Source organism: Pseudomonas sp. NPDC098747, from assembly GCF_044760045.1.
Lineage (GTDB): Bacteria > Pseudomonadota > Gammaproteobacteria > Pseudomonadales > Pseudomonadaceae > Aquipseudomonas.
On the sequence record NZ_JBIWAL010000035.1, the window covers coordinates 15,212 to 36,220 of the forward strand.

The 21,009-nt window shown below is 59.6% G+C and carries 22 protein-coding genes and 1 pseudogene; 11 read left to right on the plus strand and 12 right to left on the minus strand.

Annotated elements, in window-relative coordinates; all coding sequences use genetic code 11:
* The 9 genes from gcl to ACIQVE_RS19820 all read left to right on the plus strand — a co-directional run.
* Positions 1–1,664, plus strand: a 1,664-nt coding sequence (gene gcl, locus ACIQVE_RS19780; protein ID WP_402811188.1) for a glyoxylate carboligase, incomplete at its 5' end; no start/stop codon positions are given.
* 211 nt (positions 1,665–1,875) lie between these two features.
* Positions 1,876–2,658, plus strand: coding sequence for a hydroxypyruvate isomerase (gene hyi, locus ACIQVE_RS19785; RefSeq protein WP_402811189.1), 783 nt, complete (start codon positions 1,876–1,878; stop codon positions 2,656–2,658).
* 161 nt (positions 2,659–2,819) lie between these two features.
* Positions 2,820–3,713 carry a 2-hydroxy-3-oxopropionate reductase gene (locus tag ACIQVE_RS19790; protein ID WP_042558274.1) on the plus strand — a complete coding sequence of 298 codons (894 nt, stop codon included), beginning with the start codon at positions 2,820–2,822 and terminating at the stop codon, positions 3,711–3,713.
* 161 nt (positions 3,714–3,874) lie between these two features.
* Entirely contained in the window at positions 3,875–5,149 is a 1,275-nt protein-coding gene (locus ACIQVE_RS19795; protein WP_402811190.1) for a glycerate kinase, read from the plus strand.
* The gene (gene pyk / locus ACIQVE_RS19800) at positions 5,146–6,561 is read left to right on the plus strand and encodes a pyruvate kinase (RefSeq protein ID WP_402811192.1); all 1,416 of its coding nucleotides are present in this window, start codon (positions 5,146–5,148) and stop codon (positions 6,559–6,561) included. The genes ACIQVE_RS19795 and pyk overlap by 4 nt, the downstream gene beginning before the upstream one ends.
* A gap of 419 nt (positions 6,562–6,980) precedes the next feature.
* On the plus strand, positions 6,981–7,895 hold the full coding sequence (locus tag ACIQVE_RS19805) for an urea transporter (RefSeq protein WP_402811194.1): 915 nt from the start codon (positions 6,981–6,983) through the stop codon (positions 7,893–7,895).
* Between the two features lie 21 nt (positions 7,896–7,916).
* Positions 7,917–8,741, plus strand: coding sequence for an ion transporter (locus ACIQVE_RS19810; protein ID WP_402811196.1), 825 nt, complete (start codon positions 7,917–7,919; stop codon positions 8,739–8,741).
* A gap of 105 nt (positions 8,742–8,846) precedes the next feature.
* Entirely contained in the window at positions 8,847–9,845 is a 999-nt protein-coding gene (locus ACIQVE_RS19815) for a sulfate ABC transporter substrate-binding protein (RefSeq protein ID WP_402811197.1), read from the plus strand.
* Positions 9,846–10,306: 461 nt separating this feature from the next.
* Positions 10,307–11,494, plus strand: coding sequence for an MFS transporter (locus tag ACIQVE_RS19820; protein WP_402811199.1), 1,188 nt, complete (start codon positions 10,307–10,309; stop codon positions 11,492–11,494).
* Positions 11,495–11,562: 68 nt separating this feature from the next.
* Here ACIQVE_RS19820 and ACIQVE_RS19825 read toward each other — a convergent pair whose 3' ends face one another.
* Both ACIQVE_RS19825 and ACIQVE_RS19830 read right to left on the minus strand, forming a co-directional pair.
* Positions 11,563–11,967, minus strand: a complete 405-nt coding sequence (locus ACIQVE_RS19825; protein WP_402811201.1) for a type II toxin-antitoxin system HicB family antitoxin — start codon at positions 11,965–11,967, stop codon at positions 11,563–11,565.
* Positions 11,967–12,179 carry a type II toxin-antitoxin system HicA family toxin gene (locus ACIQVE_RS19830; RefSeq protein ID WP_150597143.1) on the minus strand — a complete coding sequence of 71 codons (213 nt, stop codon included), beginning with the start codon at positions 12,177–12,179 and terminating at the stop codon, positions 11,967–11,969. Before ACIQVE_RS19830 ends, ACIQVE_RS19825 begins: the two co-directional genes overlap by 1 nt.
* Positions 12,180–12,424: 245 nt before the next feature.
* Here ACIQVE_RS19830 and ACIQVE_RS19835 point away from each other — a divergent pair, with 245 nt between their 5' ends.
* On the plus strand, positions 12,425–12,892 hold the full coding sequence (locus tag ACIQVE_RS19835) for a helix-turn-helix domain-containing protein (protein WP_402811203.1): 468 nt from the start codon (positions 12,425–12,427) through the stop codon (positions 12,890–12,892).
* Positions 12,889–13,464, plus strand: a pseudogene (locus ACIQVE_RS19840) (PIN domain-containing protein). Before ACIQVE_RS19835 ends, ACIQVE_RS19840 begins: the two are co-directional and overlap by 4 nt.
* A gap of 51 nt (positions 13,465–13,515) precedes the next feature.
* Here ACIQVE_RS19840 and ACIQVE_RS19845 read toward each other — a convergent pair.
* The 10 genes from ACIQVE_RS19845 to ccmA form a co-directional block, all read right to left on the minus strand.
* Entirely contained in the window at positions 13,516–13,920 is a 405-nt protein-coding gene (locus tag ACIQVE_RS19845; protein WP_402811205.1) for a hypothetical protein, read from the minus strand.
* A 24-nt stretch (positions 13,921–13,944) separates the two neighbouring features.
* Entirely contained in the window at positions 13,945–15,144 is a 1,200-nt protein-coding gene (gene ccmI, locus ACIQVE_RS19850) for a c-type cytochrome biogenesis protein CcmI (RefSeq protein ID WP_402811206.1), read from the minus strand.
* Complete coding sequence (locus ACIQVE_RS19855; protein WP_402811207.1) at positions 15,141–15,611, minus strand: cytochrome c-type biogenesis protein; 471 nt, start codon at positions 15,609–15,611, stop codon at positions 15,141–15,143. Before ACIQVE_RS19855 ends, ccmI begins: the two co-directional genes overlap by 4 nt.
* Positions 15,608–16,144 carry a DsbE family thiol:disulfide interchange protein gene (locus ACIQVE_RS19860; protein WP_402811209.1) on the minus strand — a complete coding sequence of 179 codons (537 nt, stop codon included), beginning with the start codon at positions 16,142–16,144 and terminating at the stop codon, positions 15,608–15,610. Before ACIQVE_RS19860 ends, ACIQVE_RS19855 begins: the two co-directional genes overlap by 4 nt.
* A complete protein-coding gene (locus ACIQVE_RS19865) occupies positions 16,141–18,129 on the minus strand; it encodes a heme lyase CcmF/NrfE family subunit (RefSeq protein ID WP_402811211.1) in 1,989 nt (662 codons plus the stop codon). The genes ACIQVE_RS19860 and ACIQVE_RS19865 overlap by 4 nt, the downstream gene beginning before the upstream one ends.
* A gap of 3 nt (positions 18,130–18,132) precedes the next feature.
* Positions 18,133–18,588 carry a cytochrome c maturation protein CcmE gene (gene ccmE / locus ACIQVE_RS19870; protein WP_150601183.1) on the minus strand — a complete coding sequence of 152 codons (456 nt, stop codon included), beginning with the start codon at positions 18,586–18,588 and terminating at the stop codon, positions 18,133–18,135.
* The gene (ccmD, locus tag ACIQVE_RS19875) at positions 18,585–18,761 is read right to left on the minus strand and encodes a heme exporter protein CcmD (RefSeq protein WP_402811213.1); all 177 of its coding nucleotides are present in this window, start codon (positions 18,759–18,761) and stop codon (positions 18,585–18,587) included. Before ccmD ends, ccmE begins: the two co-directional genes overlap by 4 nt.
* The gene (locus ACIQVE_RS19880; protein ID WP_402811215.1) at positions 18,758–19,513 is read right to left on the minus strand and encodes a heme ABC transporter permease; all 756 of its coding nucleotides are present in this window, start codon (positions 19,511–19,513) and stop codon (positions 18,758–18,760) included. The genes ccmD and ACIQVE_RS19880 overlap by 4 nt, the downstream gene beginning before the upstream one ends.
* A gap of 96 nt (positions 19,514–19,609) precedes the next feature.
* Entirely contained in the window at positions 19,610–20,278 is a 669-nt protein-coding gene (gene ccmB / locus ACIQVE_RS19885) for a heme exporter protein CcmB (protein WP_007919970.1), read from the minus strand.
* The gene (gene ccmA / locus ACIQVE_RS19890; RefSeq protein ID WP_402811218.1) at positions 20,275–20,910 is read right to left on the minus strand and encodes a cytochrome c biogenesis heme-transporting ATPase CcmA; all 636 of its coding nucleotides are present in this window, start codon (positions 20,908–20,910) and stop codon (positions 20,275–20,277) included. The genes ccmB and ccmA overlap by 4 nt, the downstream gene beginning before the upstream one ends.
* Between the last annotated feature and the right edge of the window lie 99 nt (positions 20,911–21,009).

A 21,009-nucleotide genomic window follows, 5' to 3' on the forward strand; every position in this document is an offset into this window, starting at 1 on the left:
AAAAATACGGAATACTAGATCAAGAAAATTCTCTCCACGTTGAAGGCGCCTCGCACATGGCCGAGGGCTACACCCGCACCAAGGCCGGCAACATCGGCGTGTGCATCGGGACTTCCGGCCCTGCCGGTACCGACATGGTCACCGGGCTATACAGCGCCTCGGCGGACTCGATTCCAATCCTCTGCATTACCGGCCAGGCACCCCGCGCCCGTATGCACAAGGAAGACTTCCAGGCTGTCGACATCACCAGCATCGTCAAGCCAGTCACCAAGTGGGCGACCACTGTTCTGGAGCCGGGCCAGGTGCCTTACGCGTTCCAGAAAGCGTTCTTTGAAATGCGCTCCGGTCGTCCGGGCCCAGTGCTGATCGACTTGCCGTTCGACGTGCAGATGGCCGAAATCGAATTCGACATCGACGCTTACCAGCCACTGCCGCTGTTCAAGCCGACCGCCACGCGCATCCAGGTTGAAAAAGCGTTGGCCCTGCTTGATCAGGCCGAGCGTCCATTGCTGGTGGCCGGCGGTGGCATCATCAACGCCGACGCCAGCGATCTGCTGGTCGAGTTCGCCGAACTGACCGGCATCCCGGTCATCCCGACCCTGATGGGCTGGGGCACCATTCCTGACGATCACCCGTTGATGGTCGGTATGGTAGGTCTGCAGACTTCGCACCGCTACGGCAACGCCACCATGTTGAAATCCGACGTGGTGCTCGGTATCGGTAACCGTTGGGCGAACCGTCATACCGGTTCGGTTGACGTCTACACCGAAGGTCGCAAGTTCATTCACGTCGACATCGAAGGCACGCAGATCGGCCGTGTGTTCACGCCGGACCTGGGCATCGTGTCCGACGCCGCTGCCGCGCTGACCGTGTTCATCGAAGTCGCCCGTGAGTGGCAAGCCGCCGGCAAGCTGAAAAACCGCAGTGCCTGGCTGCAGGATTGCCAGCAGCGCAAAGCCAGCCTGCACCGCAAGACCCACTTCGACAACGTGCCGGTCAAACCGCAACGCGTTTATGAAGAGATGAACCAGGTCTTCGGCAAAGACACCTGCTACGTCAGCACCATCGGTCTGTCGCAGATTGCCGGCGCGCAGTTCCTGCACGTCTACAAGCCGCGTCACTGGATCAACTGCGGTCAGGCAGGCCCGTTGGGCTGGACCATTCCGGCAGCACTGGGCGTGGTCAAGGCCGATCCGAGCCGTAAAGTCGTGGCCCTGTCGGGGGACTATGACTTCCAGTTCATGATCGAAGAACTGGCGGTCGGCGCTCAGTTCAAACTGCCTTACATCCACGTCGTGGTGAACAACTCGTACCTGGGCTTGATCCGTCAGGCACAGCGCGGGTTTGAAATGGACTACTGCGTGCAGTTGTCCTTCGATAACCTGAACGCGCCGGAACTCAACGGTTACGGTGTTGACCACGTTGCAGTTGCCGAAGGCCTCGGTTGCAAGGCACTGCGTGTGTTCGAACCATCGGAAATCGCCCCTGCCCTGCGCAAGGCCGAACAGATGATCGAAGAGTTCAAGGTGCCGGTGATTGTCGAGATCATTCTGGAGCGTGTAACCAACATCTCCATGGGTACCGAGATCAACGCCGTCAACGAATTCGAAGACCTGGCGCTGGTCGGCAATGACGCGCCAACGGCGATTTCGATGCTTGATTGATTGCTGACCGCTCCCTGTGTAGGAGTGAGCCTGTGGCGAGGGGATTTATCCCCGTTCGGCTGCGAAGCAGTCGTAAAACAATTTGCGCGGTGTTCCTGATACTCCGCGTTTTTCGGTTTTGAGGCCGCTTCGCGGACCTAACGGGGATAAATCCCCTCGCCACACAAGCTGGCTCCCACACGGGATCTGCACATATTTACGGGAGACCACCATGCCGCGTTTCGCAGCCAACCTGTCCATGCTGTTTACCGAACAGGATTTCCTTGCCCGTTTCGACGCCGCCGCCAAGGCGGGTTTCAGTGGCGTTGAATACCTGTTCCCGTACGACTTCAGCTCTGCCGAAATCAAGGCCAGGCTCGATGCCAACGGTCTGACCCAAGTGCTGTTCAACCTGCCTGCCGGCGACTGGGCCAAAGGCGAGCGCGGTATCGCGTGCCTGCCGGATCGGGTTGAAGAGTTCCGCGCCGGTGTCGATCTGGCCATTGCTTACGCACAAGTGCTGGGCAACACCCAGATCAACTGCCTGGCCGGTATCCGTCCGCAAGGCGTGGACGATGCCACCGTTGAAAAGACCTTTGTCGCCAACCTCAAGTACGCCGCCGACAAGCTGCAAGCGGTGGGCATCAAACTGGTGATGGAAGCGATCAACACCCGTGACATCCCGGGCTTCTACCTGAACAACACGGCGCAAGCCCTGTCGATTCGCGAACAGGTCGGCAGCGCCAATCTGCTCCTGCAATACGACATCTATCACATGCAAATCATGGAAGGCGATCTGGCCCGCACCCTGCAATCGCATCTGGGCGAGATCAACCATGTGCAGCTCGCGGACAACCCGGGGCGTAACGAGCCGGGCACTGGCGAGATCAACTATCGCTTCCTGTTCGAACACCTCGACCGCATCGGTTATCAGGGCTGGGTGGGTTGCGAATACAAGCCGCTGACCACTACAGAAGCGGGTCTGGGCTGGTTGAAAACCCATAACGCAATCTGAACGAACAATGCAAAACCCTGTGGGAGCGAGCTTGCTCGCGAATGCGGTGGTTCAGTCAACACGGATATTGAATGTTCCACCGTATTCGCGAGCAAGCTCACTCCCACAAAGAGCAGCTACCCCTATTTGCTTGAGCAAGACAAAAACAAGAGGATTTTCTCATGGCTAAAATCGGATTTATCGGCACCGGCATCATGGGCCACCCAATGGCGGCGAACCTGCAGAAAGCCGGTCACAGTCTGTTCCTGTCGGCTCACCACGACGCCGCGCCTGCCGACCTGGTGGCCGCTGGCGCCGTCGCTCTGGCCAACCCGCGCGAAGTTGCGCAGGAAGCTGAATTCATCATCGTCATGGTTCCGGATACCCCACAGGTCGATGACGTACTGTTCCGCGCCGACGGCGTTGCGGCTGGTATCAGCAAAGGCAAAATCGTCATCGACATGAGCTCGATCTCGCCGACCGCCACCAAAGCTTTCGCCGCAAAGATCAACGAAAAAGGCGCGCAATACCTCGACGCGCCAGTGTCCGGCGGTGAAGTCGGCGCCAAAGCCGCGACCCTGAGCATCATGATCGGTGGCGACGCCGATGCCTTCGAACGCGCACTGCCGCTGTTCCAGGCCATGGGCAAGAACATCACCCTGGTCGGCGGCAATGGTGACGGTCAAACCGCCAAGGTTGCCAACCAGATCATCGTGGCCCTGAACATTCAGGCCGTCGCTGAAGCGCTGCTGTTCGCTTCGAAAAACGGTGCGGATCCAGCCAAAGTGCGTGAAGCGCTGATGGGTGGTTTCGCCTCGTCCAAGATCCTCGAAGTGCACGGCGAGCGCATGATCAAAGGCACCTTCGATCCAGGCTTCCGCATCAGCCTGCACCAGAAGGACCTGAACCTTGCCCTGCAAGGCGCCAAGGAGCTGAACATCAACCTGCCGAATACCGCCAACACCCAGCAAGTATTCAGCACCTGCGCGGCCATCGGTGGTAGCAACTGGGACCACTCGGCGCTGATCAAAGGCCTGGAACACATGGCCAACTTCTCGATTCGCGACAAGAAGTAAGCGTCTGCCCCACCGCTTAAAACCTGTGGGAGCGAGCTTGCTCGCGAAGAGGGAGAGTCAGTTCATATGGATGGAGACTGACCCACCGCTTTCGCGAGCAAGCTCGCTCCCACAGGAACCTGAGTTGCCCTTTCGAATAACAAGAATTCCGGGAGCCCGCCATGTCGGTCGATCCGCAACAACTGCTGCGCGAGCTGTTTGCCACAGCCATCGACGCGGCCCATCCGCAGCAAGTCCTCGAAGCCCATCTGCCAGCCGATCGTACCGGCCGGGTGATCGTCATCGGCGCCGGCAAAGCCGCCGCCGCCATGGCGCAAGTGGTCGAGCGCTGCTGGCAGGGTGAAGTGTCCGGTCTAGTGGTGACCCGTTACGGTCACGGCGCCCCGTGCGAAAAAATCGAAGTGGTCGAGGCCGCGCACCCGGTGCCGGACGCTGCCGGTCTGGCCGTGGCCAAACGCGTGCTGGAACTGGTCAGCAACCTGACCGAAGACGACCGCGTGATCTTCCTGCTGTCCGGTGGTGGCTCTGCCCTGCTCGCTCTGCCAGCCGCAGGCATTACCCTCGCCGACAAGCAGTCGATCAACAAAGCCCTGCTCAAATCCGGCGCAACCATCGGCGAGATGAACTGCGTGCGCAAGCACCTCTCGGCGATCAAGGGCGGACGGCTCGGCAAAGCCTGCTGGCCGGCGACTGTTTATACCTACGCGATTTCCGATGTACCGGGCGACCTCGCCACGGTCATCGCCTCCGGCCCGACCGTGGCCGACCCAAGCACCTCAGCCGAATCCTTGGCGATCATCAAGCGCTATGGAATCGAGATCCCGGCGTCGGTGCGCAACTGGCTGCAAAGCCCTGAGTCGGAAACCGTCAAACCCGGTGATCCGAGCCTCGCGCGCAGTCATTTCCAGTTGATCGCCCGCCCGCAGCAATCGCTGGATGCTGCTGCGGTGAAATGCCGTCAGGCCGGTTTCAGCACGCTGATACTTGGCGATCTCGAAGGCGAATCCCGCGAAGTGGCGAAAGTCCACGCCGGCATCGCCCGCCAGATCATCAACCACGGCCAGCCACTGGCAGCGCCGTGCGTGATCCTCTCCGGCGGCGAAACCACCGTGACCGTGCGCGGCAATGGCCGTGGCGGCCGCAACGCCGAATTCCTCTTGAGCCTGACCGACAGCCTCAAGGGCCAGCCCGGCGTCTATGCACTGGCCGGCGACACCGACGGCATCGACGGCTCGGAAGACAACGCCGGCGCGATCATGACCCCGGACAGCTACACCCGCGCCGCCGCCCTTGGCCTGAGCGCCAGCGACGAACTGGATAACAACAACGGCTACGGCTATTTCGAGGCGCTCGATGCGTTGATCGTCACCGAGCCGACCCGCACCAACGTAAACGACTTCCGCGCCATTCTGATCCTTGAGAGCTCTAAATCATGACGCCTGATAAAAAGGTCAAAATCCTCGCCACCCTCGGGCCAGCGGTCGATGGCATCGACGCTATCCGCGAACTGGTCGAGGCCGGGGTCAATATCTTCCGCCTCAACTTCAGCCACGGTGATCACGCCGACCACGCCAAGCGCTATCAGTGGATCCGCGAAGTCGAGCGTCAGCTCAACTACCCGCTGGGCATTCTGATGGACCTGCAAGGACCGAAACTGCGCGTCGGCAAGTTCGCCGACGGCAAGGTGCAGTTGCATCGCGGTCAGGCATTCCGTCTCGATCTGGACGCGACAGCGGGCGATGAGCGCCGGGTGAATCTGCCACATCCGGAGATTATCGAAGCGCTGGAAGCGGGCATGGATCTGCTGCTCGACGACGGCAAACTGCGCCTGCGCGTGGTCACCAAATACGCCGACGCGATCGACACCACCGTGCTCAATGGTGGCGAACTGTCGGACCGCAAAGGTGTGAACGTGCCGCAAGCGGTGCTCGAACTGAGCCCGTTGACCGCCAAGGATCGCCGTGACCTGAGCTTCGGTCTGGAGTTGGGTGTGGATTGGGTCGCGCTGTCGTTTGTGCAGCGCCCGCAAGACATTCTCGAAGCCCGCGCGCTGATCGGTGACAAAGCGTTTTTGATGGCGAAAATCGAGAAGCCGTCGGCGGTTGAGCAACTGCGTGAAATCGCCGAACTGAGCGACGCAATCATGGTGGCTCGCGGTGATCTGGGCGTGGAAGTGCCGGCCGAGAGCGTGCCGCAGATCCAGAAAAACATCATCACCACCTGCCGTGAATTCGGCAAACCGGTGGTGGTGGCGACGCAGATGCTGGAGTCGATGCGCTTCTCCCCTGCTCCGACTCGCGCCGAAGTCACCGACGTTGCCAACGCCGTGGCCGAAGGCGCCGATGCAGTGATGCTGTCGGCGGAAACTGCGTCCGGCGAGTACCCGCTGGAAGCCGTACAGATGATGAGCAAGATCATCCGCCAGGTTGAAAACGGTCCGGATTATCAGACCCAGCTGGACGTCAGTCGGCCGAAGGCTGAGGCAACCGTTTCCGATGCCATCAGTTGCGCAATCCGTCGTATCAGTAACGTGCTGCCGGTGGCGGTGTTGGTCAACTACAGCGAGTCGGGCGCATCGAGCCTGCGTGCATCGCGTGAACGGCCGAAAGCACCGATCCTCAACCTGACGCCGAACCTGCAGACCGCGCGCCGTTTGAGCGTGGCATGGGGCATTCACTCGGTGGTCAATGATCGGTTGCGTCAGGTCGATGAAGTCTGTTCGACCGCGCTGGAAATCGCCCAGGCGCAGGGGATGGCCCGGCGTGGCGACACGCTGCTGATCACCGCTGGCGTGCCGTTTGGGCAGCCGGGGTCGACGAACTCGCTGCGGATTGAAACGTTGATCTGACCCACATTTGGTCAGAGCGGCTCACACCATTGACCTGCTCACCACAGGCTTTGTGAGCAGCCCGGACTTTGGATCTGTTCACAAAACCTGTGGCGAGGGGATTTATCCCCGTTCGGCTGCGTAGCAGTCGTTTTCGGGAGTGACGGTTTTCACAGAAGAACCGCATTCACTGGTTTCGGGGCTGCTTCGCAGCCCAACGGGGATAAATCCCCTCGCCACAATGATGCATTGCATCTCAGAGATTCACTGCATCTCAGGGATTCATTGCACCACAGAGATTGATTGTTTCCACCGGCCTCATCGCCAGCAGGCTGGCTCCCACATTGGTTTTGTGTTGATCACAAAACCAAGACTGAACATAGATTCAGTGTGGGAACCATTTTGCAGGCGACTCGGTTTCACTGACTTTCAGAACTGCCATGCCTGCCAAACATTTCAATACCCACTGCCCCGACTGGGCCGAGGCTTTACTCAACGGTTTCAGTCAAATATTCCTCCAGCGCCATCCGCTGTGCGGTTTGCTGTGTCTGCTGGCGATCCTGCTGACCGCGCCCGTGCTGTTCGCCGGCGCGCTGCTGGGTGCCGTCGCTGGATTGTTGACCGCGCAACGGCGCAACTACGCCAAGGCTGATCGCCAAGCCGGGTTGTTCAGCTACAACGGTGTTTTGCTCGGTTTGTTGCTGAGCCTGTATTTCCCGTGGTCGCCATTGCTGCCACCGCTGATTCTCGCCGCCGGCGGACTGAGCGCGATGGTCACTCAGCAATGGCTCAAACGCGTGCGGCTCAGCCAATCCATGCCGGCCTACACTGCGCCATTCGTGGGTATGAGTTGGGTGTTGCTGCTGTTTGCTGAACCGTCCACGCCGATGGCGCACATCGAGATGAACCTGCTCAATCTGCTCGCTGCCGAGTTCAAAGGGCTCGGTCAGGTGATGTTCCTCGGGCATCCGCTGGCCGGGGCATTGATCGCCATCGGTTTGCTGATCGCTGATCGCCGCGCCTTTGCCTGGGCGCTGCTGGCTTCTGCAATCGGGCTCGCGTCCAGTTTGCTGCACCACGAAACCAGTTCCGCGCTATTGGGGCTGGGCAGCTACAACGCCGTGCTCGCCGCCCTCGCCTTCAGCAGCCAACGCCAACAGCCGTGGCTGCCACTGCTCGGCATCGTTTTGGCATTGCTGATCACACCGCTGTTCGCCGCCATGGGTCTGGCCACCCTGACCGCGCCGTTCATCCTCGCCTGCTGGCTGCTTCGCGCCGGCATTCAGATGCTCGGCAAAGCCAACGTCGACAGCACGCCTTGCGCTCATGGGGAGAATCAACCTAGGCTGCGCTGATCTTCGATTCAGGCGTTATTCATGGACAGCAGCAACAATTGGCGTGAACGGCTTTACGTCATGATTTTCCAAAGCGACACCGTCGCCGGGCGGCGCTTCGACGGCATTTTGCTGTTGATCATCCTCGCCAGCCTGGTGATCGTGATGCTCGACAGCATCGACAGCATTCACCAGAACTACGCCGACTTGCTGGCCTACATCGAGTGGGGTTTCACGATCATCTTTCTCGGTGAGTACATCCTGCGCCTGTATTGCTCGCCCAAGCCGTTGCGCTATGCGTTCAGCTTTTATGGGCTGGTGGATTTGCTGGCCATCGTGCCGGGCATTCTCGCGCTGTATTACAGCGATGCGCAGTACCTGCTGATTATCCGCATCATCCGCATGCTGCGGATTTTCCGCGTGCTCAAGCTCAGCCCGTATCTCAAGCAAGCCAATTACTTGATGTCGGCGCTGCGCGGCAGCAAGCAGAAGATCGTGGTGTTTCTGGTCAGCGTCTGCACGCTGGTAACGGTGTTCGGCACACTGATGTACGTGATCGAAGGCCCGGAACACGGTTTCACCAGCATCCCCAAAGGCATCTATTGGGCTATCGTGACCCTGACCACCGTGGGCTTCGGCGACATCGTGCCGAAAACGCCGCTGGGTCAGGTGATTTCGTCGCTGGTGATGATCACCGGTTACTCGATCATCGCCGTGCCGACCGGCATTTTCACCGCCGAACTGGCCAACGCCATGCGCGGCGAACAGCTGCAACACGACTGCCCGGTGTGCCGGAAAAACAGCCATGAACATGGCGCGGCGTTCTGCTCGCGATGTGGCAACGCATTGTTTAAAAAAATGGAATAAGCAAAGAGCTTTTTAATCTTTAAAGGACTATGCGCTGCCCCGTTATAGTCGCTGGCAAATAGCCTCACTTTTGGCACAACACCCCCACAGAACAAGGAATGCGCAGTGAAAAAACTCTTTGGCGCCTCACTTCTCGCCGCTGGTCTCGCGTTCGGCAGCGTGGCTCAAGCCGCACCGACCCTGCTGAACGTTTCCTACGACGTGATGCGCGATTTCTACAAGGACTACAACACTGCCTTTCAGAAACACTGGCAAGCCGAGCACAACGAAAACATCACTGTGCAGATGTCTTTCGGCGGGTCGAGCAAGCAGGCGCGGTCGGTCATCGACGGCCTGCCGGCTGACGTCATCACCATGAACATGGCGACCGACATCAACGCCCTCGCCGACAACGGCAAACTGGTGCCGGAGAACTGGGTCACGCGCCTGCCGAACAACAGCGCACCGTTCACTTCCGCCACCGTGTTCATTGTCCGCAAAGGCAACCCCAAAGCCCTGAAAGACTGGCCGGATCTGCTCAAGGATGGCGTGCAAGTGATCGTGCCGAACCCGAAAACATCGGGCAACGGCCGCTACACCTACCTGTCGGCCTGGGGCTATGTGCTGAAGAACGGCGGTGACGAGAACAAGGCCAAAGACTTTGTCGGCAAACTGTTCAAGCAAGCGCCGGTGCTGGATACCGGTGGCCGCGCCGCCACCACCACGTTCATGACCAACCAGATCGGCGACGTGCTGGTGACCTTCGAAAACGAAGCCGAAATGATCGCCCGCGAATTTGGCCGTGATCAGTTCGAAGTCGTCTACCCAAGTGTTTCCGCCGAAGCCGAGCCACCGGTTTCTGTGGTCGATAAAGTCGTCGACAGGAAAGGCTCGCGTGCTGCTGCCGACGAATATCTGAAGTACCTGTGGTCGCCACAAGGTCAGGAAATCGCTGCCGCCAACTATCTGCGTCCGCGTGATCCTGCGGTGCTGGCCAAGTACACCGACCGTTTCCCGAAAGTTGATTTCCTGTCGGTGGAGAAGACTTTTGGCGACTGGCGTACTGTGCAGAAGACGCACTTTAATGATGGTGGGGTTTTTGATCAGATCTACACGGGGCAGTAAGGCTTAGGCAGCAATGAAAAAGGCGACCTCAGCAGGTCGCCTTTTTTTGTCGCCAGAATACCCTCACCCCAGCCCTCCCGAAACGTCGGACCGCCCGGAGGGAGAGGGGGCCGACCGCGATGTCTTTTGTGATACATCGACCTGAAATACCGAGTCGATTATGGATTCAGAAATGCAAGATCACGTCGGCGTATTTCTCCAGCATCCCCCAATCAGTCCCCTCTCCCTCCGGGAGAGGGTTAGGGTGAGGGCAGCTTGTGATCATGAGCACGCTATCGAACAGGATGTAAGTGAATGTATCATCAGCCCTCATCGGTCAGACGCAAGGTCCTCCGAGGATGACACGCTGAAACATCTCAACATTGCGCACCTTGATAACTGATATCAACCAGAGGCGTCTTCTGCCCGCCCGGTTTGTCCCATAGCCTCACCGCATTCCTTTCGCTGGATCGAGAAACCTTATGACCGCCACGACTCACGCAATGACCCGAGGCATGGTGCTGCTGTTCGCCTTCTGCTGCGGTGCCATCGTTGCCAACATCTACTATGCGCAACCGATTATCGGTCTGATCGCGCCGGACATCGGCCTGACCGACACCATGGCCAGTTTTATCGTCTCGCTGACGCAGATTGGTTATGCGCTGGGCCTGTTCTTTCTGGTGCCGTTGGCTGATCTGCTGGAAAACCGCCGGCTGATGATCATCACCACCGTGGTGGCAATCGCCAGCCTGCTGGCGGCGGCGTTCACCGATCAACCGAACCTGTTTCTGCTGATCTCGTTGCTGGTGGGCTTCAGTTCGGTATCGGTGCAGATCCTGATTCCATTGGCCGCGCATCTGGCGCCTGAGGAATCTCGCGGTCGAGTCGTCGGCGGAATCATGGGCGGCTTGCTGCTGGGCATCCTGCTGGCGCGGCCCGTGTCGAGCGTGGTGGCCGACCACTTGGGCTGGCGGGCGATGTTCATGATTGCGGCGGCGTTGATGGCGGCGATCAGCGTGGTGCTGGCACTGACAGTTCCCAAGCGCCAACCCGATCACAGCGCGTCCTACGGCCAATTGCTCGGCTCGCTGTGGACACTGCTTCGCCAGCAACCAGTGCTGCGTCAGCGTGCGTTTTATCAGGGCTGCATGTTCGCCGCGTTCAGCCTGTTCTGGACCGCCGTGCCACTGGAGCTGGCGCGTAATCATGGCCTGTCGCAAAGCGAGATCGCGATCTTTGCCCTGGTCGGCGCCATCGGTGCCATCGCCGCGCCGATCAGCGGCCGCCTGGCCGACGCCGGCCACACCCGAATCGCCTCCTTGCTGGCCATGCTGTTCGCCAGCCTGAGCTTCCTGCCCGCGTTCATCCACCCGGCCTACAGCGTCATCGGCCTGGCCGTGACCGGCGTCGTCCTCGACTTCTGCGTGCAGATGAACATGGTGCTCGGCCAGCGCGCGGTGTACTCGCTGGACGCGAAAAGCCGTGGTCGCCTGAACGCGCTGTACATGACCAGCATCTTCATCGGCGGCGCCTTCGGCTCGTCGGTGGCCAGCGCGGTGTATGAGCATGGCGGCTGGTTGTGGATCGTGATTGTCGGCAGCGTGTTTCCGTTGCTGGCGTTTTTGCGATTCTTGAACGCTTCTGAAAAGCGCTCGCTGGCAGCTGCCTGAAACGCAAGAGGCATCGCGAGCAGGCTCGCTCCCACAGGTTAAGCACTGACCCTGTGGGGGCGTTGTCCTCAATATCGAACCAGTTTTTCCATCGCCGCATCCGCCAGAAAGGAGGAGCGGCTTTTGACGTTGTGCTCGCGCACATAACGGTCGATTCGCTGGATCACGTAACCGGGCAGCGTCACGTTGACCTTTTCGGTCTTGCCCAGATACGGCGAAATGTCCAGCTCCAGCATGCCCCAGCCCATCTCGGCGTATTCCGGATTATTGCGATGTGCCGCCACCGAGGTTGGCAGCGGAACCGAATGCCCGTCCGCCGCCATCTCCTGCAGCATGATGTGCGCGATCTCGACCGCAGCGTTGTAGGCATCTTCAAACGTATCCCCGGCCGTGACAGCGCCAGGAATATCGGGGATCTGAATACCGATGGCGGTGTTCTCATCACCCCACTCGATGCAGATTGGATATTGCATTACGGATCTCCTTCATAACTGGCTGGCGGGTTGTACAACCCGGCACGCCTCCTGATGCTTTTGACCGTTCCCAATGGCAAATCCTTTTTCGGATGCGGGACGGGAATCGTGTTCGGGTTGTAACGGTGCCGGAAGATGTGGTGACTGCCGGTGACACGATCCAGCGTCCAGCCTGCTTCCTCCAGCTCCTTGATCAATAACCTGCTCTGCACCAATTGCCTCCTTGCCAGGGCCCGTTAAAAATAACTCTAGAGTTATCTTTACTCAAGCACAGAAAGCGGCAGTGCGACGTCCGGTTGTTTTACAGGGTGTGATTGAACCGCTTGCCACCCCAACATCCGGCGGTAGCTATTTGATCAATGCGTAAGCAAGTAGCAGATCAATTTCGTTTATTGCGATTTTCGTTTAATTCGAATAACGTTCCTGGCATCCCCTTTTAGATTGCTGGAGCCCCCCCATGTCGATAGTCATTCAACCCGCCATCAACCTCCCCGTTGAACGCGAAGTCAAAGCCGCCGTCGAAGGTCGACGTGCGCTGGCTGCTTACCTTGCAACTCAGTTTGAAACCCAGCACATCCAGATTTTCGATGAGCAGAACGAGGCACACCTTGTCGAATTGCCCACATCCGCCCTGCGCCTTTTGGTCGACATCCTTGCGGCGTTAGCAGAGGGCAATGCCGTCAAAGTGGTACCGGTCCACGCAGAGTTGACCACACAGGAAGCTGCCGACCTGCTCAACGTCTCACGTCCGCACCTGATAAAACTGCTGGAAAGCGGCGAGTTGTCCTACCACAAAACAGGCAAGCACCGACGTGTGCGTTTTGCCGATTTGATGGACTATAAAACCCGGCGAGAAACCGCCAGCGAACAGGCAATGACGCTTCTCGCAGAGCAGGCACAGGCACTAAGGACAGGATACGAGTGAGGCACTCCTCTTTCACCGCTGTATACGATGCATGTGTTTTGTACCCGGCTCCGTTGAGAGATTTTCTAATGTGGCTCGCGCTGTCCGGCCGGTTTCGAGCGCGATGGACGAAGGAGATTCACTGCGAATGGAAACGCAATCTATTGAAGAACCGAGCTGACCTGACAATCGAGTAATTGGATCGCACCTCGGACCTAATGGATCGGGCGATCCCCGAGGCCTGCGTCATTGACTATGAAGATCTCGTCACGGGACTGACATTGCCGGACAGAGATGACCGTCATGTTCTGGCCGCCGCCATACGTTGTGGTGCGGGTGTGATCGTGACCTTTAACCTAAAAGACTTTCCCTATGTGCTCCTCGCCCCGTTTGGTATCGAAGCGCAACATCCAGATGAGTTCGTCGAAAATCTATTTCATCTGGATCCCGCAGCCGTAGTTGCAGCCGCCCAGCGCCAGCGCCAGCAACTGAAAAAACCTGTGATGGATATCGACTCGTTTCTGAATCTTCTACAACGTCAGGGGCTGTCTCGATCGGTTCAGGCACTTGGGAGCTATCGCACGATTTTGTGAGAACCCAACAGGCACACAGCAAAACGGCGATCCGAAGATCGCCGTTTTCATTTACTGCCCGAATTTCTTGCCCAATCCCGGTGGCACGCCGTGGATGTTGGTGTCTTCCCACGGGCCGTCGGGGCTGACCGCGCGGCTCCAGCCGTTGTTCCAGCGGTAGTAGGTGCGCTGGCGATAGAAGGTGTTGGTCTGATCGTCGAGGACGTAGACGCCGAGTTTTTGATCCCAATGGCTGTTGCCGCCCGGTGGCGGAGCGAAGCTGGCCGAGGTGCGTGGAACCGGTTTTGCCGGTTTGGCCGGGATGCTTTTGCTCGGGGTTGGCGAAGTCGACGGGGTCGGGCTTGGCTGGGATGGCGGAATCGGCGGCAGGTTGGTGGTGGGTTCGGGTCGTTGCACCGCACATGCACTCAAGCCCAGGGCCAGTGTGAGGACTGTGATTCGGGCGATGGTGTGCATGTCGGTGCTTTCCTGTGGTTCCGGTTATTTATCCGGGCTGTCGATGGTCAGTGTTTGTGGCGCGGTGGTGCTGCTGGACAGAGGCCCGCTGCGACCGACCCATTCGCCAGCAGTCGGCTGGCCTGCACGGGAGACGCGCGCAACCAGTTGGACTTCAGGGAAGTTCGACAGTTTCAACTGCGGCATCATTGCGTCGGCATCGCCCAGTTCAACAGTCACCGGCAGATCGGCCACGGTCAGGCGCTTGGCCGCCAAAGGCGCCGGCGGGCCGGACGTAGCGCGGGCAAAAATGAACACGCTGTCGCCCGGTTGCACCTTGCCTTTGAGTTCGCTGGCCAGATCGACGCTGACTTTCAACAACGCGGCTTTTGGCGCTGTGGCCTCAACGACTGTGCCACCGCTGGCCTTCAGGCGTTCGGCGGCACGTTCGATCCCGCCTTGCAGCGCGGCCCGGGACTTGTCGTCCGGCGGCAGTTGCGCCAGCAAACGGTTCCAGTAATCGATGGCTTGCTGATAACGCTCGCCTTCGAACGCGGCGATGCCGAGCAGGCCGAGGCTGGTGACTTCTTTCGGATCGGCTTTCAGCGCTTCGTCGGTCAGGGACTGAATCTTGTCCGACCACTTTTTACCGTCGGCGAAATACTGTGCCTGCGCCCACTGGCCCAGCAACTCCGGTTGGCGGCCGGCGAGGTTGGCGGCGCGCTCGAACATCTTCGCCGCGTCTGCCGGACGCTCCTGAGCCATGTAGGTACGGCCGAGGAAGTAGAGGCCTTCAGCGGAATCAGGTTGCGCCGCAACGGCGCGCTCCAGACGCTGGGTCATCTCTTCCATCGACTGCGGCGCCTGGGCAAATTCGCGGGTCAGTTCGACCTTGTCGGCGGCGCCAAAGTGCAAGTACAGAGCCAGACCCAACACCGGCACCAACACGGCAGCCAGCAGCGGCAACGGCTTGCCCAGACGAGACTCCCGCGGCGCGATAACGCCTTCGGTATCGGCGAGCAGTTCACGCGCGGCTTCAGCGCGACCGCTGTCCATTTGCGCGGCATCAAGCACGCCTTCGGCCTGTTGCGTTTGCAACTCGGCAACGCGTTCCTGATAGAGCGCGACGTTCAGGGCAGTTCGATCCTCTTCACGCTGGGCGCGACGTTCACGCAACACCGGAATCAGCAGAAAACTCAGGGCGACCAGAAGCAACAGCCCTGCGGCAAGCCAGAAATCAATCATTCTTGGTTTTTATCCAACAGTTGGTCGAGGCGCTGACGTTCTTCGGCAGACAGCGATTGCGGAGTTTCGGCGCGTTGTCCGCGACGACGGCGGACGATCACGGCGATCACCACAAAACCACCGAGCAGCAGACCGGCCGGGCCAAACCATAGCAGCGCGGTCTTGGCGTTCAGCGCGGGTTTGTAGCGGACGAAATCACCGTAACGGTCGACCATAAAGTCGATGATCTGCTGATTGTCCTTGCCCTCGCCGAGCATGCGGAAAATCTCTTTGCGCAGGTCAGCGGCAATCGGTGCATTGGAGTCGGCGATGTCCTGGTTCTGGCACTTGGGGCAGCGCAGCTCCTTGGTCAGTTCGCGGAAACGCTCGCGATCACCTTCTTTGGCGAACTCGTAAGTGTCGATGGCCGCGTGAGCCACGCCGACCAGACTCAAACCCAGTACCACGGCAGCTAAAAAGCGCTTCATGGCTTGGCCTCATCGACCAGCGCCTGGTACTTGGCCGCGAGTTTTTCGCGCCAGACCTGTTCGTCGATCACACCGACGAACTTGTCGCGGATGATGCCCTTGGCGTCGATGAAAAAGGTTTCCGGCGCGCCATAGACACCGAGGTTCAGGCCAAGCGAACCTTCGTCGTCACGGATGTCGAGCTGATAAGGATTATGGAACTCGGCCAGCCACTTCAAGGCATCGGCGTTGATGTCCTTATAGTTGATGCCGTAGATCACCACGCCGCGCTCGGCGAGTTTGTTGAGCACCGGATGCTCGACCCGGCAGGAAATGCACCAGGTGCCCCAGACGTTGACCAGCGCCGGTTTGCCGAGAATATCGGCGCGGGTCAGGGTCTTGTCACCCTGAACGCTCGGGAGGGAAAACTCCGGGAATGGCTTGTTGATCATCGCCGACGGCAGCTCCGCCGGATCAAGGTACAGACCGCGATAAAGGAATACCGCCACCAGCAGGAAAATCGCCAATGGCACCAGCATTAACCAACGTCTCATGCAGCCGCTCCTTCCATGCCCAGCGCTTCACGCACACGGGCTTTGACCTTGACGCGATAACGTCGATCCATCGCCGCCAGCAACCCGCCGAAACCGGTCAGCAAGCCGCCGAACCAGATCCAGCGCACGAACGGTTTGACGTGCACTCGCACCGCCCAAGCGCCGTTTTCCAGCGGTTCGCCCAAGGCGACATAGAGGTCACGGGTGAAGCCGGCGTCGATCCCGGCCTCGGTCATCACCGAATTCTGCACGGTGTATAGACGTTTTTCCGGGTGCAGCACGCTGATTTCCTTGCCGTCACGGATCACCCGAATGGTTCCTTTGTCTGAGGTGAAGTTCGGCCCTTCGAAGTGCTTGGCGCCTTCGAACACAAACTGGTAACCGCCCAGATCCATCGACTCGCCCGGCGCCAGACGCAGGTCGCGCTCGGCACTGTTCTGGCTCGACAACACCACGCCCAACGCGCAAATGGCGATGCCGAGGTGAGCGATCTGCATGCCCCAGTAGCTGCGGGTCAGGCTTGGCAGGCCTTTGATCAGACCTTTGTGGCGCGTCTTGTCGAAGATGTCGCGCACACCGGCGAGCAATACCCACGCGGCGAGCAGGAAGGTGGCGATCACCGCCCAGTTGAAATCGCCGTAAGCAATACCGGCGATTACGGCCAAAGCAACGCTGCCGAGCAACACCGGGGCCAGCATGTTCAACAGCCATTTCACCGGAGTGTCTTTCCAGCGCACGAGCATGCCAACCGCCATCACCATCATCAACAGCGCCATCAACGGAATGAACAACGCGTTGAAGTACGGCGGGCCGACCGACAGTTTGGCGCCGCTCAAGGCATCGAGAATCAGCGGATACAAGGTGCCAAGCAGGATCATTGACGCCGCCACGACCAGCACCAGGTTGTTGCCCAGCAGCAGGGTTTCCCGCGACCACAGGTTGAACCCGACCTGGCTTTTTACGACCGGCGCGCGCAACGCAAACAGGGTCAGCGAACCACCGACGACAAACAGCAGGAAGATCAGGATGAACACGCCGCGCTCAGGATCAGAGGCAAACGCGTGCACCGAGGTCAGCACGCCGGAACGCACAAGGAACGTACCCAGCAGGCTCAACGAGAACGCTGCAATCGCCAGCAACACCGTCCAGCTTTTGAACACGCCACGTTTCTCGGTGACCGCCAGCGAGTGAATCAGCGCAGTACCGACCAGCCATGGCATGAACGAGGCGTTTTCCACCGGGTCCCAGAACCACCAGCCGCCCCAGCCGAGTTCGTAGTAAGCCCACCACGAACCGAGGGTGATGCCGATACCGAGAAAGGCCCAGGCAACAATGGTCCACGGACGCGACCAGCGCGCCCACGCCGCATCAAGACGACCGCCCATCAACGCGGCGATGGCGAACGCGAACGCCACCGAAAACCCGACGTAGCCCATGTACAACATCGGCGGATGAACGATCAGGCCGATGTCTTGCAACAATGGGTTCAGGTCGGCGCCATCGCTGGGCATTTGCGGCAGGATGCGTTTGAACGGGTTGGACGTGAGGATCAGGAACAGCAGGAAACCGGTGCTGATCATGCCCATCACCGCCAGCACACGGGCGAGCATCACTTGCGGCAATTGGCGCGAGAACACCGACACGGCGAACGTCCAGCCGCCGAGGATCAATGCCCACAGCAGCAACGAGCCTTCGTGGGCGCCCCACACCGCGCTGAATTTGTAATACCACGGCAACGCGCTGTTGGAGTTGTTGGCCACATAAGCGACGGAGAAGTCATCGGCCATGAATGCGTAGGTCAGGCAGCCGAAGGCGAACAGCAGAAACGCAAACTGCCCCCACGCGGCCGGCTGGGCCAGACTCATCCAGAAGCGGTCACCGCGCCAGGCACCGACCAATGGCACCACGGCCTGCACCAGCGCAAAACACAGCGCCAGAATCATCGCCAGATGGCCAAGCTCGGGAATAAAAATACCGGAAGTCATCAATCAGCCCTCCTTCACTGGGGTCGGTGCGGATTGACCGCTGTCTTTCAACGCTTTGGTGACTTCCGGCGGCATGTACTTCTCGTCGTGCTTGGCCAGCACTTCATCGGCGACGACTACACCGTCAGCATTGATTTTGCCCAGGGCGACAATGCCCTGCCCTTCGCGGAACAGGTCCGGCAGGATGCCGCGATAGGTGATGGTCACGGATTTCTTGAAATCGGTGACGACGAATCTGACGTCCAGCGAATCCGGGGAGCGTTGCAGGGAACCGGCCTCGACCATACCGCCGGCGCGAATACGCGTGCCCTGCGGTGCTTCGCCGTTGGCGATCTGGGTCGGCGTGTAAAACAGGTTGATGTTTTCCTGCAGCGCGCTCAAGGCCAGGCCGACGGCAGCGCCGACCCCGACCAGAATTGCCAGAATGATGATCAGACGCTTTTTACGCAGCGGATTCACTTGCCGTTCTCCCGGCGCAGACGACGCGCCTCTTGTTGCAGATACCGCTTGCGAGCCAGGATCGGCGCCGCGACGTTAAGGACCAGCACCGCCAGGCAGATGCCGTAGGCCGACCAGACATACAGGCCATGATGGCCCATGGCGAGGAAGTCGCCGAATGAAGCAAAACTCATCGCGCGACCTCCAGACTGTTCTGCACTTCTTCTTTCACCCAACTGGCGCGGGCTTCGCGCTTGAGCACTTCAAGGCGCATGCGCAGCAACAGCACGGTGCCGAAGAAACAGTAGAAACCCAGTACCGTCAGCAGCAGCGGCAGCCACATTTCGGCGGGCATCGCCGGTTTTTCGGTGAGGGTGAACGTCGCGCCCTGGTGCAGGGTGTTCCACCACTCCACCGAGTATTTGATGATCGGGATGTTGATCACACCGACGATGGCCAACACCGCGCAGGCCTTGGCGGCGCTGTCGCGGTTGCTGATCGCGTTGCCCAGCGCGATCAGGCCGAAATACAGGAACAGCAGAATCAGCATCGAAGTCAGGCGCGCGTCCCAGACCCACCACGAACCCCACGTCGGCTTGCCCCAGATCGCCCCGGTGACCAACGCCACAGCGGTCATCCACGCGCCGATCGGTGCGGCGCATTGCAGCGCGACGTCAGCCAGTTTCATCTTCCACACCAGCCCGACCACACCGCACACCGCCAGCATCACGTAGATCGACTGAGCGAGCATCGCGGCGGGCACGTGGATATAGATGATGCGAAAGCTGTTGCCTTGCTGATAATCCGGCGGCGCGAAGGCCAGGCCCCAGACAACGCCGACACCAATCAGCAGCAACGCTGCAATGCTCAACCACGGCAGAAACTTGCTGCTGATGCCGTAGAACCACTTGGGCGAGCCGAGCTTGTGAAACCAGGTCCAGTTCATACTGTTTCCATCACGGGTGCCGCTCATCGGTGCGAGCTGGCATTTGGGTCATGCCTTTCTTAAAAAAAGCGGTTAATTTTTAACCAGACCTCATTATTATTCGCCGACGCTGATCTTCAGGCCAGCCGCTATTGCAAAGGGTGTCAGGGTTATCGCCAGGGCGGTCAGGCTACCAAGCCACAGCAGATAACCGGTCGCCGGCATGCCTTGCAAGGCTGCCTGCAAGGCGCCACTGCCGAGGATCAACACCGGGATGTACAACGGCAGAATCAGCAGCGCCAGCAACAGGCCGCCACGCTTCAAACCGACCGTTAGCGCCGCGCCCACTGCGCCGAGCAAGCTCAACACCGGGGTACCCAGCAGCAGCGACAGCAGCAATACCGGCAGACAGGCAGCAGGCAAGCCGAGCATCAACGCCAGCAAGGGTGAGAGCAAAACCAGCGCCAGTCCGGAAAAGAGCCAGTGTGCCAGCACTTTGGCCAAAACCAGAAGTGGCAGCGGGTGCGACGAAAGGACCCACTGTTCCAGTGAGCCATCTTCGAAATCACTGCGGAAAAGCCCGTCCAGCGAGAGCAGCACTGACAAAAGCGCCGCCACCCAGACTAACCCCGGGGACAGGTTTTGCAACACTTGAGTTTCCGGGCCGACGGCCAGCGGGAACAAAGCGATGACGATGGCAAAGAAAATCAGCGGATTGGCCAGCTCCGCCGGGCGGCGAAACAGCAGTCGGGACTCACGGGCAACCAGCAGGCCGAACACGCTCATACTGCCCAGCTCCCCAAATCGATGTCGCGATAACCCGAAGGCATCCGGCTCAGCGTGTGGTGCGTGGTCAATACGACGAGACCACCGCGTTCACAGTGCCCGGCCAGATGTTCTTCGAGTTGCGCCACGCCCTGCTTGTCGAGGGCGGTAAATGGCTCATCGAGAATCCACAGTGGCGGGCTGTCCAGATACAGCCGCGCCAGCGCCACGCGACGTTGCTGACCGGCAGAAAGACTGTGGCAGGGAACATCTTCGAATCCGCGCAATCCTACCGCTGCCAGTGCTTGCCAGATTGCATCGCGTTCGGCGGGCTGATGCAGGGCGCACAGCCAGGAAAGATTCTCTTCCGGGGTCAGAAGGTCTTTGATTCCGGCGGCATGGCCGATCCACAACAGATTACGTGCCAGTTCACTGCGCTGTTCGGTCAATGGTTGACCGTTGAGCAGGACCTGACCGTCGGTCGGCTGCATCAGACCGGCCAGCAAACGCAGCAGACTGGTTTTACCGCTGCCGTTAGGGCCGCTGATCTGCACCATATCGCCGCTGACGAGTCGCAATTCGAAGTTTTCGAAGAGCAGCCTCAGATCACGTTCACACGCGAGGGCAACGGTTTGCAGGACAGGACTGGTCAAGGGATCACGGGCCTTATACGGTTCAAGTCGGCTCTGGCGCGGCCGTTAAAGAGATGCAGCATAAATGCAATGACGGCTCGATCTAGAGAGCTGCGTCAA

What these genes read in the sequence shown, in the direction of transcription:
- hyi (WP_402811189.1), top strand. Translation starts at nt 1,876, where the DNA reads ATGCCGCGTTTCGCAGCCAACCTGTCCATGCTGTTTACCGAACAGGAT.
- ACIQVE_RS19880 (WP_402811215.1), bottom strand. Translation starts at nt 19,513, where the DNA reads ATGAACTGGACCTGGTTTCACAAGCTCGGCTCGCCCAAGTGGTTCTAC.
- ACIQVE_RS19865 (WP_402811211.1), bottom strand. Translation starts at nt 18,129, where the DNA reads ATGACTTCCGGTATTTTTATTCCCGAGCTTGGCCATCTGGCGATGATT.
- ACIQVE_RS19845 (WP_402811205.1), bottom strand. Translation starts at nt 13,920, where the DNA reads ATGCACACCATCGCCCGAATCACAGTCCTCACACTGGCCCTGGGCTTG.
- pyk (WP_402811192.1), top strand. Translation starts at nt 5,146, where the DNA reads ATGACGCCTGATAAAAAGGTCAAAATCCTCGCCACCCTCGGGCCAGCG.
- ACIQVE_RS19805 (WP_402811194.1), top strand. Translation starts at nt 6,981, where the DNA reads ATGCCTGCCAAACATTTCAATACCCACTGCCCCGACTGGGCCGAGGCT.
- ACIQVE_RS19825 (WP_402811201.1), bottom strand. Translation starts at nt 11,967, where the DNA reads ATGCAATATCCAATCTGCATCGAGTGGGGTGATGAGAACACCGCCATC.
- ACIQVE_RS19855 (WP_402811207.1), bottom strand. Translation starts at nt 15,611, where the DNA reads ATGAAGCGCTTTTTAGCTGCCGTGGTACTGGGTTTGAGTCTGGTCGGC.
- ccmI (WP_402811206.1), bottom strand. Translation starts at nt 15,144, where the DNA reads ATGATTGATTTCTGGCTTGCCGCAGGGCTGTTGCTTCTGGTCGCCCTG.
- ccmD (WP_402811213.1), bottom strand. Translation starts at nt 18,761, where the DNA reads ATGAGTTTTGCTTCATTCGGCGACTTCCTCGCCATGGGCCATCATGGC.
- ACIQVE_RS19810 (WP_402811196.1), top strand. Translation starts at nt 7,917, where the DNA reads ATGGACAGCAGCAACAATTGGCGTGAACGGCTTTACGTCATGATTTTC.
- ACIQVE_RS19835 (WP_402811203.1), top strand. Translation starts at nt 12,425, where the DNA reads ATGTCGATAGTCATTCAACCCGCCATCAACCTCCCCGTTGAACGCGAA.
- ACIQVE_RS19820 (WP_402811199.1), top strand. Translation starts at nt 10,307, where the DNA reads ATGACCGCCACGACTCACGCAATGACCCGAGGCATGGTGCTGCTGTTC.
- ACIQVE_RS19790 (WP_042558274.1), top strand. Translation starts at nt 2,820, where the DNA reads ATGGCTAAAATCGGATTTATCGGCACCGGCATCATGGGCCACCCAATG.
- ACIQVE_RS19795 (WP_402811190.1), top strand. Translation starts at nt 3,875, where the DNA reads ATGTCGGTCGATCCGCAACAACTGCTGCGCGAGCTGTTTGCCACAGCC.
- ccmB (WP_007919970.1), bottom strand. Translation starts at nt 20,278, where the DNA reads ATGAGCGTGTTCGGCCTGCTGGTTGCCCGTGAGTCCCGACTGCTGTTT.
- ACIQVE_RS19860 (WP_402811209.1), bottom strand. Translation starts at nt 16,144, where the DNA reads ATGAGACGTTGGTTAATGCTGGTGCCATTGGCGATTTTCCTGCTGGTG.